General features: G+C 57.6%; 12 protein-coding genes and 2 pseudogenes. 11 read left to right on the top strand and 3 right to left on the bottom strand.

Annotated elements, in window-relative coordinates; genetic code table 11:
• The first annotated feature begins 69 nt into the window (after positions 1 to 69).
• Both QZ298_RS08405 and QZ298_RS08400 read left to right on the top strand, forming a co-directional pair.
• On the top strand, positions 70 to 531 hold the full coding sequence (locus tag QZ298_RS08405) for an Hsp20/alpha crystallin family protein (RefSeq protein ID WP_296008022.1): 462 nt from the start codon (positions 70 to 72) through the stop codon (positions 529 to 531).
• A gap of 202 nt (positions 532 to 733) precedes the next feature.
• Positions 734 to 1,087, top strand: a pseudogene (locus tag QZ298_RS08400) (hypothetical protein); the annotation flags it as partial.
• Between the two features lie 210 nt (positions 1,088 to 1,297).
• Here the strand turns inward: QZ298_RS08400 and QZ298_RS08395 are convergent.
• Both QZ298_RS08395 and QZ298_RS08390 read right to left on the bottom strand, forming a co-directional pair.
• Positions 1,298 to 1,738 carry a GNAT family N-acetyltransferase gene (locus QZ298_RS08395; RefSeq protein ID WP_296008019.1) on the bottom strand — a complete coding sequence of 147 codons (441 nt, stop codon included), beginning with the start codon at positions 1,736 to 1,738 and terminating at the stop codon, positions 1,298 to 1,300.
• Positions 1,735 to 2,565, bottom strand: a complete 831-nt coding sequence (locus QZ298_RS08390) for a 4Fe-4S binding protein (RefSeq protein WP_296008016.1) — start codon at positions 2,563 to 2,565, stop codon at positions 1,735 to 1,737. Before QZ298_RS08390 ends, QZ298_RS08395 begins: the two co-directional genes overlap by 4 nt.
• A 520-nt stretch (positions 2,566 to 3,085) precedes the next feature.
• Here QZ298_RS08390 and QZ298_RS08385 point away from each other — a divergent pair.
• The 9 genes and pseudogenes from QZ298_RS08385 to QZ298_RS08345 all read left to right on the top strand — a co-directional run.
• Positions 3,086 to 3,313, top strand: a pseudogene (locus tag QZ298_RS08385) (ArsR/SmtB family transcription factor); the annotation flags it as partial.
• Positions 3,314 to 3,411: 98 nt separating this feature from the next.
• Positions 3,412 to 6,165, top strand: coding sequence for an AraC family transcriptional regulator (locus QZ298_RS08380; RefSeq protein WP_296008013.1), 2,754 nt, complete (start codon positions 3,412 to 3,414; stop codon positions 6,163 to 6,165).
• A gap of 233 nt (positions 6,166 to 6,398) precedes the next feature.
• The gene (locus QZ298_RS08375; protein ID WP_296008036.1) at positions 6,399 to 7,586 is read left to right on the top strand and encodes a glycoside hydrolase family 5 protein; all 1,188 of its coding nucleotides are present in this window, start codon (positions 6,399 to 6,401) and stop codon (positions 7,584 to 7,586) included.
• 1 nt (position 7,587) lies between these two features.
• Positions 7,588 to 8,694, top strand: a complete 1,107-nt coding sequence (locus tag QZ298_RS08370) for a cellulase family glycosylhydrolase (RefSeq protein ID WP_296008010.1) — start codon at positions 7,588 to 7,590, stop codon at positions 8,692 to 8,694.
• A 20-nt stretch (positions 8,695 to 8,714) separates the two neighbouring features.
• Entirely contained in the window at positions 8,715 to 11,219 is a 2,505-nt protein-coding gene (locus QZ298_RS08365; protein ID WP_296008009.1) for a glycosyl transferase, read from the top strand.
• Between the two features lie 12 nt (positions 11,220 to 11,231).
• Positions 11,232 to 12,605: a glycoside-pentoside-hexuronide (GPH):cation symporter gene (locus QZ298_RS08360; RefSeq protein ID WP_296008006.1), complete on the top strand. Its 1,374-nt coding sequence runs from the start codon at positions 11,232 to 11,234 to the stop codon at positions 12,603 to 12,605.
• A gap of 44 nt (positions 12,606 to 12,649) precedes the next feature.
• Positions 12,650 to 15,832, top strand: coding sequence for a SusC/RagA family TonB-linked outer membrane protein (locus QZ298_RS08355; RefSeq protein ID WP_296008003.1), 3,183 nt, complete (start codon positions 12,650 to 12,652; stop codon positions 15,830 to 15,832).
• A 15-nt stretch (positions 15,833 to 15,847) separates the two neighbouring features.
• Positions 15,848 to 17,563 carry a SusD/RagB family nutrient-binding outer membrane lipoprotein gene (locus QZ298_RS08350; RefSeq protein WP_296008000.1) on the top strand — a complete coding sequence of 572 codons (1,716 nt, stop codon included), beginning with the start codon at positions 15,848 to 15,850 and terminating at the stop codon, positions 17,561 to 17,563.
• 3 nt (positions 17,564 to 17,566) lie between these two features.
• Positions 17,567 to 18,796, top strand: a complete 1,230-nt coding sequence (locus tag QZ298_RS08345; RefSeq protein WP_296007996.1) for an IPT/TIG domain-containing protein — start codon at positions 17,567 to 17,569, stop codon at positions 18,794 to 18,796.
• Positions 18,797 to 19,252: 456 nt separating this feature from the next.
• On the opposite strand, the gene QZ298_RS08340 is transcribed toward QZ298_RS08345, so the two are convergent.
• A partial coding sequence (locus QZ298_RS08340; RefSeq protein WP_296007992.1) for an Rrf2 family transcriptional regulator occupies positions 19,253 to 19,725 on the bottom strand: 473 nt, incomplete at its 5' end.

Genomic DNA, 19,725 nt, shown 5'->3' with positions numbered 1-19,725 from the left:
GACGGATGCCTGCGGCTTGTGCGCGGGCGATTTGTGAATCTTTTTGTGAATCCTAAAACCGACCATGCAATGACACCTGCAAGACGTAACCAGAACAATTGGCTGCCCAGCATCTTCAGCGACTTCCTGTCGCCCGGGTGGCTCGAACATCGCAGTGCTGCGGCGCCTGCCGTGAACATCATCGAGGATCAGACCGGCTATAAGGTCGAGATCGCTGCGCCTGGCATGACGCGCGATGATTTCAAGGTGCATATCAATGAGGACAACGAGTTGATCGTCTCCGTGCAGAAATGCACCGATTCCCAGACCGAGGAGAAAGACGACAAGAAGGAGGGCGCCAAGAAGCCCGAAAGCACTTATCTGCGCCGCGAATTTTCCTATACGCAATTCCAGCAGGGGCTTTTGTTGCCGGACAACATCATGCGCGACAAAATCACGGCCCGGGTCGAGAACGGCGTCATGACGATCGAAATCCCCAAGATGACCGCTTCCGAGACTGCGCCCGCAGCCCGGCAGATCGAAGTGCGTTAGCGAGAGCGCCGTGTGACGAACGGGAGCTTCGGAGACGAGGCTCCTTTTTTTGCGGTCTGTCGACCGCTCCGGTGGCGTATCTGCTTTTTGTGTGTTTCGCAAGCAAGGATGCCGCATTAATTCTGCCGCTTCCAATGCTGTGTCGCAAAAAAAATGTTACCTTTGCATATTGCTGCCGCTGTGGCGGCGAACAAGGTCTGTTATGAGAAAATTTTTGGGAATCTTCGTGTTCTTGCTCCTCGTTGCGGCGGGCATCTTTTGTTATTTCCGTTTCTTCTTCGTCTTCGGCGAGGGCGTGAAAAGCGGCGAATTGAACTATGTGGTTTACAAAGGGGTGCTTTTCAAGACCTACGAAGGTAAGTTGATCCAGTCGGGCATCCGCTCCAAAACGGCCGGTTCGGTGCAGTCGTACGAGTTCGAATTTTCGGTCGACGACGAGACGCTGGCCCGCGAGTTGATGTTGCAGAGCGGCAAGACTCTGGAATTGCATTACAAAGAGTATTTCGGCGCACTGCCCTGGCGGGGATTTACCAAATTCATCGTCGACAGCATCATCGTCCGGCCGACGGTCGTGCCGCCCGTTTCTGCAATGCCGGCGGTTCCCGAAGAGGGGCATTTTTCCGAGGAGGCACCTGCAATCGAAGAAAAACATTCTTCCGAAGAGACTCTTTCTTCCCGGGCGCCTGCAATCGAGGCGTGACGCCGCATTCCTGCTTTGGGCGGGGCACAGATTTAAGAGAACACCGTTGAGCGTGTTCTCTTTTTTTTATCGTTCCAGATGCAGGATCGGGTAGGGTTTGCCCACAGGGTCGCAGGCGTCGCGGGCAACGGTGCGGAACCCGAGCCGGGCGTAGAAAGCCGCGGCCCCGAGGTTTTGTTCGTTGACGTCGACCCTCCGTATGCCGCAGCATCCCGTGAGGTGTTCGACAAGGCAGTGGCCCAGTCCTTGTCCGAACTGCGGCGGAGCTACGAAAAGCATTTCGAGTTGGTCGCCCGCGGTCCCCGCAAAGGCTGCGAATGCGCCGTTGCCGTCGCGCAGTACGTGAAGCGTCACGGCCCCAAGTGCTTCTTCGCGTACGATCCGGCGGTAGAACCGGATGTCCTCGGGCGCAAGGAAGTCGTGCGTGGCGCGTACCGAGGCTTCCCAAAGGTCGGTCAGCGCGTCGAGTTCCTCGGTCGTGGGGCGGGAGAGACGTTCGACGGTCATAAGAGCGTGACGGGCGGTTTGCGCCGCGCAAAGTTGCGTGCCAGGGCCGCGGCGAAGGGGGTGTCATAGCTGCGGGCTGCGGCCGGGCACCCTTTGACGCAGGCGCAGCAGCGCAGACATCGTGCCGGGTCGGTGTGCGTTTCGTTGCCGGGAGCGATGGCTTGAGTCGGGCAGAGCGATGCGCACCGGCCGCAGCGGGTGCATCGATCCGTGTCGACGACCGGGGTGCGGACAATGGGGTTTTGGCGTTGCCGACGGCGGTAAGCCAATACGAACCCGATGAAGCGTGCCAGGGAGAGCAGCGGGGTGCGGGGCGCGTGCAGACGACGGACGTCGACAGCCCGAAGATCGTCGCAGCGGAGTTTTTCCCGTATGCGCTCTCCGAAGGCGGCCGCTTCGGCCAGGTCTTCGGCATCGGGGCGTCCTGCGGCGATGGGAGTGGCCGGGGTGCTGTATGAGTGTTCGCCCACGCATGCTGCGGCGGCTATCGGACGAAAGCCGTGCTGTGCGGCGAAGTCGGCCAGTTCGGCGACGGCCTGGCCGAATGCCCGATTGCCATAGACCGCGACGATCACGGCGGGCGTGTCGTTGCCGCGAAGCGCTTCCAAGCGCTCCAGCACCACGGGCGGAATATGCCCGCCGTATACGGGTGCCGCCAATATGGCCACCGTTTCGGGGGCGAGTGTTCGGGCGGGAGCCGGAGCATGCGTCAGATCCGTCTCGGCGATCGGTGCGGTGCCTGCGATTCCTCGGGCGATGGCCGCGGCGACGCGGCGTGTGGTTCCCGTAGGCGAAAAATAGAGTGCGTGCGGCGAGGATGTGTGCATAGCGTGCGGAGTTGATCAGGGGCAGGGGCCGATGCTGGCTGGCGTCCTGCAAAAGGAATTATCTTTCCACAAAGATAACGCTTCTGCAACGAAATTCCTACCTTCGACCTTGCTGAAAATCGCCCCCTCCCTGTATGTTCGGCAAAATGAAACTAACGCTTGCTTTTGCCCTCGCTTATTCGTATCTTTAACTTCGTTCAAGATACTTCGTTTCGGCAATGCTCAAATAAATTTGGCATTGCACTCAACTTATTCGTATCTTTGAGATTGCCCGGAGATATTTGTTTGGGCGTAAATGATTTAGAAGAAAAATCGCATAACAAAAGGCAACGGATAAGTAAGCAGTAAAGAGTTTAAATCCACCTCGTTCTTTATAGATTTCAAACAACTCTGTGCTTGCAAATATAAGGATTAAAAACCAATCTCAAATATCTTTGGATTTTAATTTTCGATTTGACATGATTTATCGTTAGATATAAATATTATTCGTAATTGTTGCGAACAACAAATAACGAAAGGTATGGCAGAAAAGATATGTAGCATAGAACAAGAGCAGCTTGCGCGATTTGCAAAAGCAATGGGACATCCGGCGTAAACTGCAATTCTGCATTTTCTGGCGAAACAGGAGTGTTGTTGTTTCGGCGACATTCACGAAGTGTTACCCCTCTCGAAAGCCACGGTGTCGTAACATCTCAAAGAGTTGAAAGATGCAGGATTGATTCAGGGGACGATCGAGCTGCCGGAAATGCCGAAACATCCGCCCTCCGACCAGCGGAAGGCGGAATCGTATGCAAATACCGGATTTTTGCTATCTTTGTGTAAGAACCTCAAAATTTATACAAGACGATGGCAGGACTCGGATATCGGCATATGCTCATCATACTCGTTTCTGCACTGGTATTTACACCCGCAGCATGGGCGATGAAGGCGGAGAATTTCACCTTCACGCACCTCGGCTCGAAGGACGGACTTTGCAACCAGCGCATCTTCTCGATCGTTCAGACCGCCGACGGGGCGATATGGTGGTCCTCGAAGAGTTGTATAGAGCGCTATAACGGCACCAACATCAGCCATTACACTATCGGCCAGCAAACGAAATACAGCGATTTCGCAGGCCGCAACATCCGGCTGGTGCAGTCGCATGACGCCCAAGCTGATCTGTATGCCTTCGACAACAACGGGCATATCTTCGGGTACTCCCCGGAGCGCAACCGCTTCGAGGAGCGCGCGGATATTGCCGGCACGCTGGGCCGCGAGGTCGTGCTGAACGATATTCTGGTAGCAGACGACGAGATATGGACTGCCATGCGGGAGGGCATCTTTCGACTTAAGGGGAACGAAATCACCGCGGTTCAGCCCGATGTATATGCCAATGCGATCGTGAAAGCGGAAGGACGGCTGCTCTTTCTCACGAAAAACGGACTCTATGTCCGGGATGAGGCCGGAACGGACGAGACGATGAATCACCTGGCCGAATACGATATCATCAGTGGATACTATGACGGCACGAATCACCGGCTTTGGCTCGGCACGTTCTCTTCCGGGGTGCTGACCGTGAATACGGAGACCCGCCAGGTCGTCCTGTGCGACGGACTGCCGCATATTCCCGTACGGGATTTCTGCCCCTACGATGCCTCGACGATGCTCGTCGGGGTGGACGGAGCGGGCGTATATCGGACCGAAAGGAGACAGAACGGGCGTGCGCAACTCCTTTTCGACGCTTCCGAAAATTCGTATGGCGTATTGCACGGCAACGGAGTCTATTCGCTGCTCAAGGACCATTGGGGCAATATCGTCATCGGTTCCTATTCGGGAGGGGTCGATATCGCCCGGCCGCTGGAGGGCGGCAGCGTGACGGCATTTTATTTCCATGTTCCCAACAACGACCAGTCGATCATCAACGACCACGTGAATTGCCTGCGTCAGGACGGCGCCTTGCTGCTCCTGGGTACGGACGACGGCATCAGCATCTACGACCAGCGCACCTCGCGGTTCCGGCACACGGCCCGCGGAATGGTGGTGCTGGATATCTGCAAGACCCGTGACGAACGGCTGCTTGCCGCGACCTACGGCTACGGCGTGTTGGAAATCGCACGCGACGGGAAGGTCGTTCCGAAATATACGGTTCAGAACGGAGCGTTGAAGGACAACCACGTCTATTGTCTCTACGAAGACCGCGACAAGGGCCTCTGGATGGGGTGTTTAGAGAAGAAACTCGTCCGGTGCTGTGGCGACGAGTTGCAATACTACGATGTGGAAACGGTCAAGGCGATCGAGCAGCTGCCGGACGGGCGCATGGCTGTCGGTACGGCCGCGGGAGTGATGATCGTGGATCCGAGCGAGGGAGGGGGTGTCACCGAGCTGCACTACAATCCCAAGGGAGAGGAAAACGATGTCTGCTGGTACGTACTGGACCTGTGCGTGACCGATCAACGCCTGTGGATCGCAACCGACGGAGGCGGCATCTACATCTATGACACCTGCAGCGGCGCCTGCGAGCAGATCACGACGGAGCAGGGACTTCCGTCCAATATCGTGAACAGCCTTGCGGGCGACGGGCTGGGGCGGATATGGGCCGGTACGGATCGGGGGCTTACGTTCCTCTCTGCGCGGAATCCCGGGACGGCCATGAACGTCAACTATTGCTATGGACTCTCCCGGGAGTATGTCCAGGGCGCCGTGGCCGACTTGTCGGACGGCAGACTGATATTCGGCACGACGGAGGGAGCCGTGGAGATCGATCCCCGGCATATTCGGAATGTGGATTACCAGGCCGAACTCCATCTGCTCGGATTGCGCTGCACGAACAACGACAGCGAGCAATTCAGTCGGCAGGTCGGACAGATGTTGCGGAAAGGCAGCGTGGAACTCGACTACGATTCGCGGACGTTCGAGATCGGTTTCGAGGCGATCAATCTGCGCAATCAGTTCGACATAGCCTATCAATACAAAATCGGCGACGGCGAATGGAGCAAGCCGACCGAGGAGCAAAGCATCCGTTTCGTGAATATGGAGTCCGGCAGCCATGTCCTGTATCTGCGCAGCGTCAGCCGCACGAGCCTTCACGTGCTGGATGAAATAGAACTGGGGATCGTCATCGGCCGGCCCTGGTGGAATTCCTGGTGGATGCGGTGTCTCTATGCGCTGCTGCTGGGCGGAGCCTTCTTCGGGGCGTGGAAGATCTACGAGCTGCATACGAAATACATGCGTCTGGTGGTCAGCAGTCCCGACGTCAACCAGAATCGGCTTCGGGTGGCCGACGAACTGCCGGACGGGAAAAAGGAGGGCGAACGCGACCAGTTCATCGACAAAACGACCCGGCTGATCGTGGAGCACCTCGCCGACAGCGATTTTACGATTGACCGGCTCTGCCGCGAAATGGCGATGAGCCGCACCCTGTTCTATGTAAAGCTGAAATCCTATACGGGCAAATCCCCGCAGGATTTCATCCGGATCATCCGCCTGGAACGCTCGGCAGCCCTGTTGCGTAACGGGCAGCCGGTGGCGGAGGTCGCCGCGATGGTCGGAATCGACAACGCCAAATACTTCAGCACCGTCTTCAAAAAATACTTCGGCGTTTCGCCCTCCAAATACAGATAGTATCGGGTATAAATCCCGACAAAGAAGATTTGAAAATCGACATTTCCTCGATTTTCAAACCTTTCTTGTTTGGATTCAGACCTCGCGGCGGGTACGGTTCGATACTTTTGCATACCCGCCGCGAAGGGCCCTATGCCCGTCGCCGGGGATAAAACCAACCGAAACCTAAAATTTTACGACCTACCATGAAGCGTACGAGTATGACGCTGGTTGTTTCGTCGCTGTGTGCGGCGATGTCGCTCGGTTCCGTCACGGGCGGTTACGGTCAGCCGACCGCCAAAGAATGGAACGCAGGCGTTAAGGCCGGGTGGAATCTCGGCAACCAGTTCGAATGTCCGCCCTACGGATTCGACAACGAATCCTTCGCGCTCGACGATCCCGAGGGAGCCGACCGCGCCGAGACCGCATGGGGCAATCCCGCAGTAACCCGCAAAACGATCGAAGCCGTGAAGCGCGCCGGATTCGATGCGATCCGGATTCCGATCCGCTGGCAGTGCCACATCACCAACAGCGCCGCCATGAGCATCAGCAAAACCTGGATGGCCCGTATCAAGGAGGTGGTGGGCTATTGCCTCGACTGCGACATGAAGGTAATCATCAACGTCCATCACGAAAAGTGGCTCGAAAGCCGACCTACGTATGCCTGCCGGGAGGAGAACTGCCGCCGGCTGGCCCTTCTTTGGAACAACATAGCGAGCGAGTTCCGGGATTACGACTACCGTCTGGCGTTCGCAGGCACGAACGAAGTGCACGAAAAGGATAACTGGGGCGCCCCTACGGAGGAGAATCTGGCGGTGCAGAATGCCTATAATCAGATGTTCGTCGAGGTGGTCCGCGCTACGGGCGGCAACAACGCCAAACGCCACCTGATCGTCCAGACCTACGTCTGCAATCCGGATTTCGGCCTGCACGACGGCGATTTCATCGTTCCGCAGGATGCCGGGGACAACGCAAACGATTATCTGAGCGTGGAGTTCCATTTCTACAATCCGTGGGACTATTGCGGCGAGTGCCGATACTATTATTGGGGAGCACCCTTCCGACAGTACGGCGAGACCTCTCCGAGCGACGAGAAGACCCTGGCGGACTTTTTCGACCGGGTAAGCGCCGCGTGGTCCGACCGGGGGCTGGGAATCGTCATCGGCGAATGGGGCGTCACCGACCATTATAAGTCGGGCGAAGCGGATCGGGCGCACGAAAATGCGACCTACTATTGCAAGACATTCATCGCAGAGGCCCGCAAACGAGGCTTCTCCACCTTCATCTGGGACAACAACGCCTTCGGCAACGGCCGCGAGCAATTCGGCATCTTCGACCGCCACCGAGGCATGAAGGTGCGCTCGCCCTGGATTCTCGAAGGGGTGACCGGCTACCAGGCCGTATCGGCGACTCGGAACACGAAAAAACCTAAGAAACAATAAGATGAAAAAACTACTGACCTTTCTGCTGGCTGCCGTATGCTGCCTTTCGTGCGGCGAGAGAAGCCGAACCAACAACTTCCGCATCAAACGGGGAACGAATCTGAGCCATTGGCTGTCGCAAAACGACGAGCGCGGCGAGGCCCGCCGCAATCACATTCAGGAGGACGATTTCCGGCGTCTGGCCAAACTGGGTTTCGACTTCGTGCGCATTCCCATCGACGAGGTGCAATTCTGGGACGAGCAGGGCAACCGGCTTCCCGAGGCATGGGAACTGCTCACGCAGGCGCTCGACTGGGCTCGCAAATACGAACTGCGGGCGATCGTGGATCTGCATATCATCCGCTCCCACTATTTCAATGCGGTGCTTGAGGGCAACGCGGAGGCCAACACGCTTTTCAATTCCGAGAAGGCGCAGCAGGACCTGATCGACATGTGGTATCAGCTCTCCGAGGTCCTGCGCAGTTACAGTACGGATTACGTGGCCTACGAATTCATGAACGAGCCCGTCGCCGAAGAACACGAGCAGTGGAACGAACTGATCGCCAAAGTGCACCGCGCGCTGCGCGAAGCGGAGCCGCAGCGCACGCTCGTCATCGGTTCCAACATGTGGCAGGGATACGAGACATTCAAGTACCTGCGCGTCCCCGAGGGCGACCCGAACATCGTTCTCAGCTTCCACTACTACAATCCGATGATTCTGACGCACCGCGGCGCCTGGTGGACGCCGATCGGCAAATACGCCGGTGCGATCGCCTATCCGGGCGTCATGGTGTCCGAAGCGGATTACGAGGCGGCTCCCGAAGAGATCCGCTCGCAGGTGGAGCCCTATACCCGGGAGGAATGGAACAGGGACCGGATCAAGGCCCAGATGAAGGATGCGATCGACTGCGCCGCGAAATACGGTCTGCCGCTCTTCTGCGGCGAATGGGGCGTCTACGAACCCGTGGACCGGGAGTTGGCCTATGCCTGGACCCGCGACATGATATCCGTTTTCAAGGAGTTCGATATCGCCTGGGCTACATGGTGTTACGACGGCGATTTCGGGTTCTGGGATCAGGCCGCCCACGACTATAAGGACAAACCGCTCGTCGACCTGCTGCTCGAATAACCATCCTAAAACCACACGCAATGAATTACGGATATTTCGACGACCTGCATCGGGAATATGTGATCACCGACCCGCAGACACCGTTTCCTTGGATCAATTACCTCGGGAACGAAGATTTCTTCGGACTGATCTCCAACACGGCAGGCGGATACGACTTCTATCGCGACGCCAAATTCCGGCGGATTACCCGTTACCGCTACAACGGCGTACCGACGGACAATGGCGGACGGTACTTCTACATCAACGACGCAGGCGTGGTGTGGAATCCCGGTTGGAAACCCTGCAAGACGCCGTTGGATCACTACGAGTGCCGGCACGGACTGAATTACACCCGCATTACGGGGCGTAAAAACGGACTCGAAGCCAGCCTGCTCTGTTTCGTCCCGCTGCATACCCATGCCGAAGTGCAGCGGCTGACGCTGACGAACCGCACCGACAGCGCGAAGCGGATCAAGCTCTTCTCTTTCGCGGAGTGGTGTCTGTGGAACGCCGCCGCGGATATGGAGAATTTCCAGCGCAACTGGTCGACCGGAGAGGTGGAGATCGAGCTGCGCAACCCGAACCAACGGGCCACGACGATCTACCACAAGACCGAGTACAAGGAGCGCCGCAACCACTATGCTTTCTATGCGCTGACCAACGCCGAAGCCGATGGATTCGACACCGACAGGGAGCATTTTCTCGGACTTTACAATGGATTCGAAGCCCCGCAGTGCGTGACGGACGGCAAGTCCGGCAACAGCGTAGCCCACGGCTGGAGCCCTGTGGCATCGCACTTCCTGGAGGTGGAGCTGGCGCCGGGCGAGAGCCGCGACTACATTTTTCTGCTCGGATACGCGGAGAACGAACCGCAAGAAAAATTCTCGGATGAGGAGCGGGTGCGCAAGGAGCGCGGAGAGCTGCTCTGCTCACAGGCATCGGACGTCACGCTGATCGACAAACGCAAGGCGCACGAGGTCATCGCCCGTTTCGCCACCGCAGAGGCCGTGACCGAGGCTTGGGAGGAGCTGCGCGCCTATTGGGACCGGCTGCTCGGCTCGTTCCGCATCGAGAGCGGCGAGGCGAGGCTCGACCGGATGGTCAACATCTGGAACCAGTACCAGTGTATGATCACGTTCTGCTTCTCGCGCTCGGCCAGCTATTTCGAAAGCGGCGTAGGCCGGGGCATGGGTTTCCGCGATTCGAACCAGGACCTGGTGGGGTTCGTGCATCAGGTGCCGGACCGTGCAAGGCAGCGCATCCTCGACATCGCCTCCACGCAGTTCGAGGACGGCGGGTGCTACCACCAGTACCAGCCCCTCACCGGCCGGGGCAACAACGACATCGGCGGCGGATTCAACGACGATCCGATGTGGCTGATATTCGGCACGGTGAACTACATCAAGGAAACGGGCGACTTCTCGATTCTCACCGAGCCCGTGCCTTGGGACAACACACCCGGCACCGAAGTGCCGCTTAAGGAGCATCTGCGCGTTTCGTTCGATCACGTGGTCAACAACTTGGGGCCTCACGCTCTGCCGTTGATCGGCCGTGCGGACTGGAACGACTGCCTGAACCTCAACTGCTTTTCCCTGAACCCCGACGAGTCGTTCCAGACCACCGAAAACCAGACCGAGGGCAGCCGTGCCGAGTCCCTGATGATCGCCGGGCTTTTCGTTTTCTGCGGCAGCCAGTATGCCGACCTGTGCGAGGTCGCAGCAGACCGGGAAGAGGCCGAACGCGCCCGCCGCGAGGTGGCGCGGATGGTCGAGGCCGTCAAGAAATACGGCTGGGACGGCGAGTGGTATCTGCGGGCCTACGATTTCTACGGCAACAAGGTTGGTTCGGCCGAGAACGACCAGGGCAAGATATTCATCGAGTCGCAGGGATTCTGCGCCATGGCCGGTATCGGTTCGGAGGAGGGCATGGTCGGGAAGGCGCTCGATTCGTGCAAACGCCATCTCGACAGCGAGCACGGCATGGTGCTCAATTGGCCGGCCTATACGAACTATCGCGTGGAATTGGGCGAGATATCCTCCTATCCGGCCGGTTACAAGGAGAACGCCGGCATCTTCTGCCACAACAATCCGTGGGTAATTATCGCGGAGACGATGGCCGGACGCGGCGACGATGCGTGGGCGCACTATACGAAAATATGCCCTGCGTGGATCACTGACCAGGCCCTGCACAGGGTCGAGCCCTATGTCTATTGCCAAATGGTCGCGGGCAAGGATGCTGCGAAGCCCGGAGAGGGCAAGAACTCCTGGCTGACGGGCACGGCCGCATGGAACTGGTATACGGTAACCCAATATATCCTCGGCATCCGGCCGACTTTCGAGGGGCTGCAAATAGACCCCTGCATCCCCGCAACGCTCTCGGGGTATAGAGTCGTGCGGCGCTTCCGGGGAGCCGAGTTCGAAATCGTCGTCCGCAACCCGGAGGGACGGCAGCGCGGGGTCCGCTCGATCGTAGTCGACGGCTGCCCGATCGAGGGCAATGTCGTCGAGGTCACCCCGGGAAGACACACCGTAACGGTCACCATGTAACGATTTTCGACGATGAATCGGCTACTCGAAAAAATCGGCTACGGCATGGGCGACATGTCGAGCAATATGTTCTGGAAAGTTTTTTCCTACTACCTGCCCATTTTCTACAGCGACATTTTCGGACTTTCGCTGGCGCAGACCGCTTCGCTGATGTTCGTCACACGGGTATGGGACACCGTTTCCGATCCGATGATGGGCGTCATTGCCGACCGCACCCAGACCCGCTGGGGCAAATACCGGCCTTATCTGCTGTGGTTCGCCCTGCCGTTCGCCGTCGCCGGCGTGCTGCTCTTCACGACGCCCGACTGGGGCCCGAGCGGCAAAGTCGCCTGGGCCTATTTCACTTACCTGCTCATGATGACGGTATATACCGGCATCAACGTGCCCTATGCCTCGATGTTAGGCGTGCTGACGCACGATAGCGACGAAAAGACCGTCTTTTCGAGCTATCGCATGTTCTTCGCTTACGGCGGTTCGTTCACTGCGCTCTTTGCGTGGGAGCCGTTGTGCGACTTCTTCGCCTCGCATCCCCTGTTCGGATCGTCGGACCTCGCGGCCGGGGCATGGCAGGGGGCAATGACCGTGATCGCCGTTTGCTGCCTGCTGCTTTTCATCGGGTCGTTCCTCCTCACCCGAGAACATGTCCGCAGCCCGAAAAGCGCCGGTCTGGGCAGTGATTTCAAGGCCCTCGTCACGAACCTTCCCTGGTGGATCATCACCGGCGGCGCTCTCTGCACCAACCTGTTCAACACGGTGCGCGGCGCTACGGTGGCTTACTATTTCAAATACTACATCGGCGAACAGGCGAGCATCCATCTCGGAGGCTGGTCGTTCCTTTTCTTCGCCGGACTGTTTCTCGCCGTGGGCGAGGTGTGCAACATGGCGGGCGTGATTACCGCCGTGCCGCTGAGCCGCCGACTCGGCAAAAAGAGCACCTTCATCGCCTCGTCGGTCTTCCTGGCCGTGTTGAGCGTCGCTTTCTTCTACGTGCCCGTATGCAACGGCGGATTCATCGCCATGCTGCTCCTGCAAGTGGCCATCAGTCTGTTGACGGGTATCGTCAGCCCGCTCGTATGGAGCATGTATGCCGATGTGGCGGAGTACTCCCGAGCCGTGCACGGCACCTCGTCCACCGCCCTGATCTTTTCGAGCGGCAGCATGGCCCAGAAGTTCGGAGGGGCAATCGCCGGATCGGCCCTCCTCGTCCTCTTCGATGCTTTCGGGCTGGTGCCCAACGCGGCAGCGCAGAGCGAAACCGCCATACTGGGCATGAAACTGACCATGAGCTATATCCCGGCTGCGATCGCCGTGGTCATGGCCGCCCTCCTGTACGTCTATCCGCTGACAAGCCGGGAAATGGCGAGGATTACGGATGCCGAAGAGTGAAATACCGACACAAAACTTCATAAACAACCTTAAATGAATGTAAAATGAACGCTAAACAAGTACTTTTATGTCTGCTGACGGCAGGCGTAATGTGGTTGCCGGGTACGGCAACGGTTGCTGCGCAACCCAGCGGCAGTACCGGCGGTGTCGCTGCGTCCGACAAGCAGCAGGTGACCGGCGTCGTGCGCGATGCGAACGGTCCGCTGGTCGGTGTCGCGGTCGTCGTGGTCGGATCGACGGCGGGCACTACGACCGACGCGAACGGCAAGTTCTCCCTCAACTGTCCGGCGGACAGCAAGATCGAATTCAGCTATCTGGGTTATCGGAACAAGACGCTGGCCGCCTACACCACGATGGATGTGATCCTCGAAGAGGACGACGGCGTGATGCTCAACGAGGTCGTGGTGACGGCTCTGGGCATCAAGCGCGACCGCAAAGCGCTCGGTTACGGTCTGTCGGAGGTCAAGGGCGAGGAGCTCACCAAGGCCAAGGAGACGAACGTCATCAACTCGCTGGCCGGTAAGGTCGCAGGGCTGGTCGTGAGCCAGACCGCAGGCGGCGTTTCGGGTTCGACCCGGGTATTGCTGCGAGGAAACACCGAAATGACGGGCAACAACCAGCCGCTCTATGTCATTGACGGCGTGCCCCTGGACAATACGAACTTCGGCAGCGCAGGCAAGGACGGCGGCTACGACCTGGGCGACGGCATTTCGGCCGTCAATCCCGACGATATCGAGACGATGACCGTGCTGAAAGGCCCCGCCGCATCGGCGCTTTACGGAAGCCGGGCTTCGCACGGCGTCATTCTGATTACGACCAAGAAGGCCGACAAAGACAAGTTTTCGGTAGAGTACAACGGTTCGATCACCGTGGATACCCAGCTGGCGAAATGGGATGACGTGCAGCAGATTTACGGCATGGGCAACAACGGCAAGTATTCGCCTACGGCCACGACCGGAACCAATTCGAGCTGGGGCCCGAAGGCCGACGGATTCCTGGTGGAGTATTTCGACGGCGTGAAGCGGCCGTTCAAAATCTATCCCGACAACACGTCCGAGTTTTTCCGCACCGGCTTCACGGCCCAGAATACGGGGATCGTTTCGGCAAGTTCGGGCAAGACGGGCATGCGCTTCTCGTTCACCGACATGCGCAACCGCGACATTCTGCCCAACACGAAGATGAGCCGCGACAACTTCAATCTCCGCGTAAACACCTCGCTCGGGGCCGTGGACCTGGATTTTACGGCCAATTACACCCACGAAGACGTCCTGAACCGTCCCGCGCTCGGCGATTCGCAAAGCAACGTCGGCAAGAACCTGATGACGCTCGCCAGCACCTACAACCAAGCCTGGCTGAAAAACTATCAGAACGAAAAAGGAGAGTATTACAACTGGAACGGCAACGACCAGTACAACCGCAACCCCTACTGGGACCTCTACAAGAACCGGAATACCTCGTTGAAGGACGTTTACCGGTTGTCGGGCAAAATGATCTACAACGTCAACAAACACCTCAAAATTCAGGGCACGATCGGAACCGACATCAACGACATGACCTTCGAAGAGTATATCGCCCGCACCACGCCCGGCAAGGCTGCCGGACAGTATCAGAAGAGCATCTTCCACAACCGTACTCTCAATGCCGAACTGCTCGCTCTCTACAACAACAACTGGGGCAGCTTCGACCTGAACGCCACGCTGGGCGGCAACATTTTCCGCGTCGACAACAAGACCACGATCCTCACGGGACTCGACCAGCAGATGGATGGTATCATCGCTCTGATGAACTACCAGGAGCAGAGCATGCAGGAGAACTCCTACGAGAAGCAGATCTGTTCGCTCTACGGCAGCGTAAGCCTGGGTTACGACCATACCTATTATCTGGAGGCCACCCTGCGCGGCGACAAATCGTCGACGCTGCCTGTGGCGAACAACATCTACGTCTATCCTTCGGTCTCGGCGTCGCTGGTTTTCTCGGAATTCGTCAAGAATTCGCGGGTGCTCTCCTACGGCAAGGTCCGGGCTTCCTGGGCTCAGGTCGGCAGCGACACCGATCCCTATAAGCTCGCTTTGAGCTATACGACCGGCAAGTATTCCTACCCGGGCTATACCATCGGCATGATCAACAACGACGTTCAGCCCAACAAGGATCTCAAGCCGACCATGACGAGTGCCTATGAACTGGGTCTGGAGATGAAATTTTTCCACAACCGACTGGGCGTCGACATTACCTATTACGATCAGACCTCCAAGAACCAGATCATCGGTCTGGCATCGTCTTCGGCTTCGGGCTATCCGTCACGTCTGATCAATGCCGGCGAAATCGCCAATCGCGGTATCGAGGTGGCGATCAATGGCCGCGCGGTGCAGTACAAGGATTTCGCCTGGGACCTGGGCGTGAATTTCTCCAAGAACTCCAACAAAGTCAAGTCGCTGACCGAGGGCATGGACTACTTCGAACTGGAGAGCGCCCGCTGGTGCAACGTTTCGGTCGGCGCCGAAGTGGGCGAGAACTTCGGTTCGATCGTCGCGCCCGATTTCCTGCGCAACGAAAACGGCGACGTGCTGATCAATCCCGAGACCGGTCTGCCGCTCTACGACAATACGCCCCGCACGATCGGCAATGCCTCCTGGGACTGGACGGGCGGTTTCTATACGACATTCACCTATAAGAACTTCCGTCTTTCGGCCGGGTTCGACGTCAAGGTCGGGGCCGACCTGTTCTCCATGTCCATGCGTTCGGCCTTCCAGACCGGCAAAGCGAACTCTACACTCGAAGGCCGCCAGGCTTGGTACAATTCCGAAGAGGCCCGTCTGTCTGCCGGCAAGACCCTCGTCGAGTGGCGCGCATCGGGCGACGCGCAAGGATTCGTAGCTCCCGGCGTCATCGACAACGGCGACGGCACCTATTCCCCCAATACGATACCTATCGACCCGCAGAACTATTGGGAAAGCGTCTCGACCAACGCCCCGAGCATGTTCGTCTACGACAATTCGTATGTAAAGTGCCGCGAAATCACGTTCGGATACACCTTCCCCGAACGGATGCTCGGCAAAACGGTAAAGGGGCTCAGCGTCTCGTTCGTGGCCCGCAACCCGTTCATCGTCTGGAAAAACATTCCGAACATTGATCCCGATTCGGGCTACAATACGTCGGGTATGGGACTGGAATACGGTTCGCTGCCCTCGCGCAGAAGTTTCGGATTCAACGTCAATGTCAAATTCTAAAACGAACGATCGATCATGAAAAACCTATTGATAACGCTGTTCGCCGCATGTGCCGTCCTCAGCGCGAACTCCTGCAGCGACGATTATATGGAGCAGATGAATACCGACGGAACGAAGTCTCCGACGATCGACCCGAGCACCCAACTCACCACGGCCCTCTTGCAGACCTACGGCGATTTCGGACTGATGGATACCTACCGCAACTACATCACGGGATTCACGCAGTATTATATGGGCGGATGGAACGTAGCGGCTCACGCCGGTTCCAACTGGGCGAAGAACGACATCATGAGCCAGCTATGGGACCGCTACTACACCATTGCGATCAAGAATCTGACGGATGCGATCGAACGTTCCCACGACAAACCGAACCTCAATGCCGCATTGCGGATTCATAAGGTCTATCTGCTGTCGGTGCTGACCGATACCTACGGCGATGTGCCGTGCTCCGAGGCAGGACAAGGCTATCTGGCCGGAATCGCGACGCCGAAATACGACACGCAGGAAGAGATCTACCACTATTTCTTCACGGAACTTGCCGAATGCGTGGCGCAGCTCGGCACGGGCAACGACCACATCGGCGGCGACGTTACGAGCCTGGGCGGCGACCCCGAGGCATGGAAGAAATACGCCAATTCCCTGCGCATGCGTTTCGCGATGAGAATCTCCGACATCGAGCCTGCCAAGGCCAAGGAGGAGTTCGAAAAGGCGATGCGTGCCGAAGGCGGCTATATCCGCACGGCGGCCGAAGATGCCTATGTGATCCACACGACGGCTCCGTTCACGCTCTACGACGGTGCGAAGGAGCTCGATTTCCGGGCCAATGCGCTGAGCGAAATGCTCTACGGACAGGACCCGACCTCCCCGACCTTCGTCTGTTCGACGCTCTACAACCGCATGGAGGAGACGGGCGACCCGCGTCTGCACCGCATCTGCCGCAACTACATCAACACGACGCGCATCGAAACGGCTCCGGAGGGGTGTTTCGACGTCACCGACGAGGTCAATGCCTGGAAAGAGCAGGGCGGTGCGGGCACGCAGCCGAACAATCCGGGCGAAGCGTGGTACCACAACTGGCCGACGGTCCCGACCAACGACGACATTCCGACCCTGGCGCGCCTGGTAAAGGAGAATCCCACCGCCGGTTACGACCAGAGCAACTATCCGACCCGCATGGTGCGTCCGTTCCTGGCCGTCGCGTTCGAGGATTCGGCCTGCCCGGGTGTCCTGCTCACCTCGGCGGAAACGGAATTCCTGCTGGCCGAGGCTGTGGTCAAAGGTTGGGCGGTGAACGGCAATGCGCAGAGCCATTACGAGGCCGGAATCGGTGCCGCCCTGCGGTTCCTGAACGACCATTATGCCCTGGTCGACAAGATCTCCGACAGGGAGATCGCCAGCTACATTGCGGCCAATCCGCTGGGCGACAATCCCAAGGAGGCCATCAACACCCAGGCGTGGATACACCACCTGACCAATCCGGCCGAGGGGTGGGCGAATCTCCGCCGGTCGGATTATCCGGTTCTTCTGGAGCGTCAGCAGTTCGGCTACTTCGATGGATTTACCTACGAGGACAGCAATATGACCCCTCCTGTGCGTCTGAAATACCCGAATCTCGAACTGAAATACAACACTACCCACTACAAGGAGGCGATCGAACGTTTGGGCGGAACCGACGACTGGCACAAACGGAACTGGTGGGACACCAAAGAAGGTAACTATAAAAAGCTCTAAATCATGAAAAAGATATCAATCTTGCTGGCTATGCTGATGGCTGCGGCAGCCGTAGCGACGAGCTGCACGGACAACGAGGACCCGTTCACCACGGCGGGCGAGGAGGATTATCCGAGAATTCTCAATCCTTATTTCGGCGATTGGACCAACGGCGTTCCGGGCGTGTTCCGGAATATGACCCGCGACCAGAACCTGAAGGAGGAGGTGATCGTCTCTCCGATGGACTTCACCGTCGTCAAATGGTACGTCGACGACCGGGAGGTGGCCGAGGGGCTGACGATAGACCTGCCGCTGCTTGCGGGAGAATATATGCTGAAGATCGTCGCTACGACGCTTCGGGGGCTCGAAACCTCCCGCATGGGGCGACTGATCGTCCGGCCTTGCGACGGAGACCCCGTACCGGCATCGCTGACGCTGGAGCGGCTGGTGGCTCCCGCTGCCGCCGCCACGCTCCATGGCACGAACATGAACAAGGTCGCCAAGGTGATCGTCGGCACGAAAGAGGCTGCGGCCCGCTATGTTGCCGAGGACGGCGGCTATGTGGAGTATGACGTTCCGAGCATGGCCGACGGCAACTACAGCCTCACGGTAGCCGACGCCAAAGGGTTCGTATACGGTGCGGGCACTATCGTGGTGTCCTCCTTACCGGTGTTCGGGGCGGCCCGCTTCGAGGCGAAGGCCGGCACGGAGGTAACCGTCGCAGGGCAGAACCTCGATAAAGTCGCTTCGGTCCATGTCGGCGGCAAACCGTGCACCGTCGTGGCGCAGAGCAGCACGTCGCTCTCGTTCACGACGCCGGAACTCCCGGCCGGGAGCTACGAACTGAAAGTGGCCGCCAAGGACGGAAAAGCGGTGAAGTTCGTCGACGGCAGCGACATGACGGATGCGGCGACGATGGTCATAACCGCCGAGACGACGCTTTGGGAAGGTTCGTTCGCCGTCACGTGGGGTACGCCGTTCGATGCGCTGAAGACGACGATGAAAGACCTCGTTCATGCGGGCAGCATCGTTCGTGTGTATGTCGACGGCAACGGCCAGGGAGCCTGCACGACCGCTTGGTGGAACAACATACTCACGGGCGAGGGCGACCCCAATCGCGGCGATATCACGATCTCCGGGGAACAGGTGCTGGAGTATGTGCTTACCGACCTGTCGCTCTCGCTCATGGAGGCGCAGGACGGCTTCCTCGTCGTGGGCGACGGCTATACGGTTACGAAGGTAACGATCGAATAATCGCCGCCGCAAGGCTTGACAGCGTGTCGGGATTCCGGATGTGCTCCGGAGTTCCGGCACGTTGCCGTTGTTGCTCCGGTGCCGTGTATCATTGGCTGCGCCGAAGATACTCCCTCTCGGAAAAAATGCAAACCTGCAATCAACTTATCGTATCTTTGACTTCGTCGAAGATACTCCCGCTCGACAAAACACAAACAAGTTTGCGTTTTGTTCTCGCTTAATCGTATCTTTGATATTGCCCTGATTATTTATCTGGGCACGAATGACTTGGAAGAGAATCTTATAAAAAAAGCAACGGATTAAGTTACAAAAAAATCTTTGCCGCTTGTTTTTCTTACTTTCAAGCAATTCTTTTAATTCTATGCAAATATGATTATTTTTTTGAATAATCGAATAATTGCTATCAGTTCGGTTAACCTACAATAATTCATAGAGTGGGATTTAATCTGTGATTTATTATTCTGAAAGCATGCAAGATTTACTTTTATCGTTGTTGACGTGTTGCTCTTTTACCAAATCGGCCAATGTCGTTCGACGCAATACGTCTATAATATGCCGATAAATCTCTGAAAACGGTTTGCGAATAGGACAATTATCTTCGTCTTTGCAAAATTCGCATGGCATATATTGATCTTCGCACACGCATGCCAGCATACTCACCGAACCTTCGAAACAAATTACCACATCGAACAATATCACTTCCCGCGGATCTTTCAACAGATAATAGCCGCCGCTCTTGCCTCGCGTGCTATTCAACATTCCGATATTTTTAAGCGAGAGCAGTATTCCTTCCAGAAAACGCCGGGGAATCTTCTCTTTCTCGGCAATCCGACTGATTTGCACGGGCTCTCTTCCATACTCTGCGGCCAGTACGCTGAGTTGGAAAACCCAGGCGCGGATGACCCCTGCGGCCAGGTTGTTTTGACCCC

This window comes from uncultured Alistipes sp., assembly GCF_910580175.1.
GTDB lineage: Bacteria > Bacteroidota > Bacteroidia > Bacteroidales > Rikenellaceae > Alistipes.
Note: the sequence above shows the minus strand (reverse complement) of the source record. Positions and strands in the feature narration are given on the sequence as shown.

What these genes read in the sequence shown, in the direction of transcription:
- QZ298_RS08405 (WP_296008022.1), top strand. Translation starts at nt 70, where the DNA reads ATGACACCTGCAAGACGTAACCAGAACAATTGGCTGCCCAGCATCTTC.
- QZ298_RS08395 (WP_296008019.1), bottom strand. Translation starts at nt 1,738, where the DNA reads ATGACCGTCGAACGTCTCTCCCGCCCCACGACCGAGGAACTCGACGCG.
- QZ298_RS08390 (WP_296008016.1), bottom strand. Translation starts at nt 2,565, where the DNA reads ATGCACACATCCTCGCCGCACGCACTCTATTTTTCGCCTACGGGAACC.
- QZ298_RS08380 (WP_296008013.1), top strand. Translation starts at nt 3,412, where the DNA reads ATGGCAGGACTCGGATATCGGCATATGCTCATCATACTCGTTTCTGCA.
- QZ298_RS08375 (WP_296008036.1), top strand. Translation starts at nt 6,399, where the DNA reads ATGTCGCTCGGTTCCGTCACGGGCGGTTACGGTCAGCCGACCGCCAAA.
- QZ298_RS08370 (WP_296008010.1), top strand. Translation starts at nt 7,588, where the DNA reads ATGAAAAAACTACTGACCTTTCTGCTGGCTGCCGTATGCTGCCTTTCG.
- QZ298_RS08365 (WP_296008009.1), top strand. Translation starts at nt 8,715, where the DNA reads ATGAATTACGGATATTTCGACGACCTGCATCGGGAATATGTGATCACC.
- QZ298_RS08360 (WP_296008006.1), top strand. Translation starts at nt 11,232, where the DNA reads ATGAATCGGCTACTCGAAAAAATCGGCTACGGCATGGGCGACATGTCG.
- QZ298_RS08355 (WP_296008003.1), top strand. Translation starts at nt 12,650, where the DNA reads ATGAACGCTAAACAAGTACTTTTATGTCTGCTGACGGCAGGCGTAATG.
- QZ298_RS08350 (WP_296008000.1), top strand. Translation starts at nt 15,848, where the DNA reads ATGAAAAACCTATTGATAACGCTGTTCGCCGCATGTGCCGTCCTCAGC.
- QZ298_RS08345 (WP_296007996.1), top strand. Translation starts at nt 17,567, where the DNA reads ATGAAAAAGATATCAATCTTGCTGGCTATGCTGATGGCTGCGGCAGCC.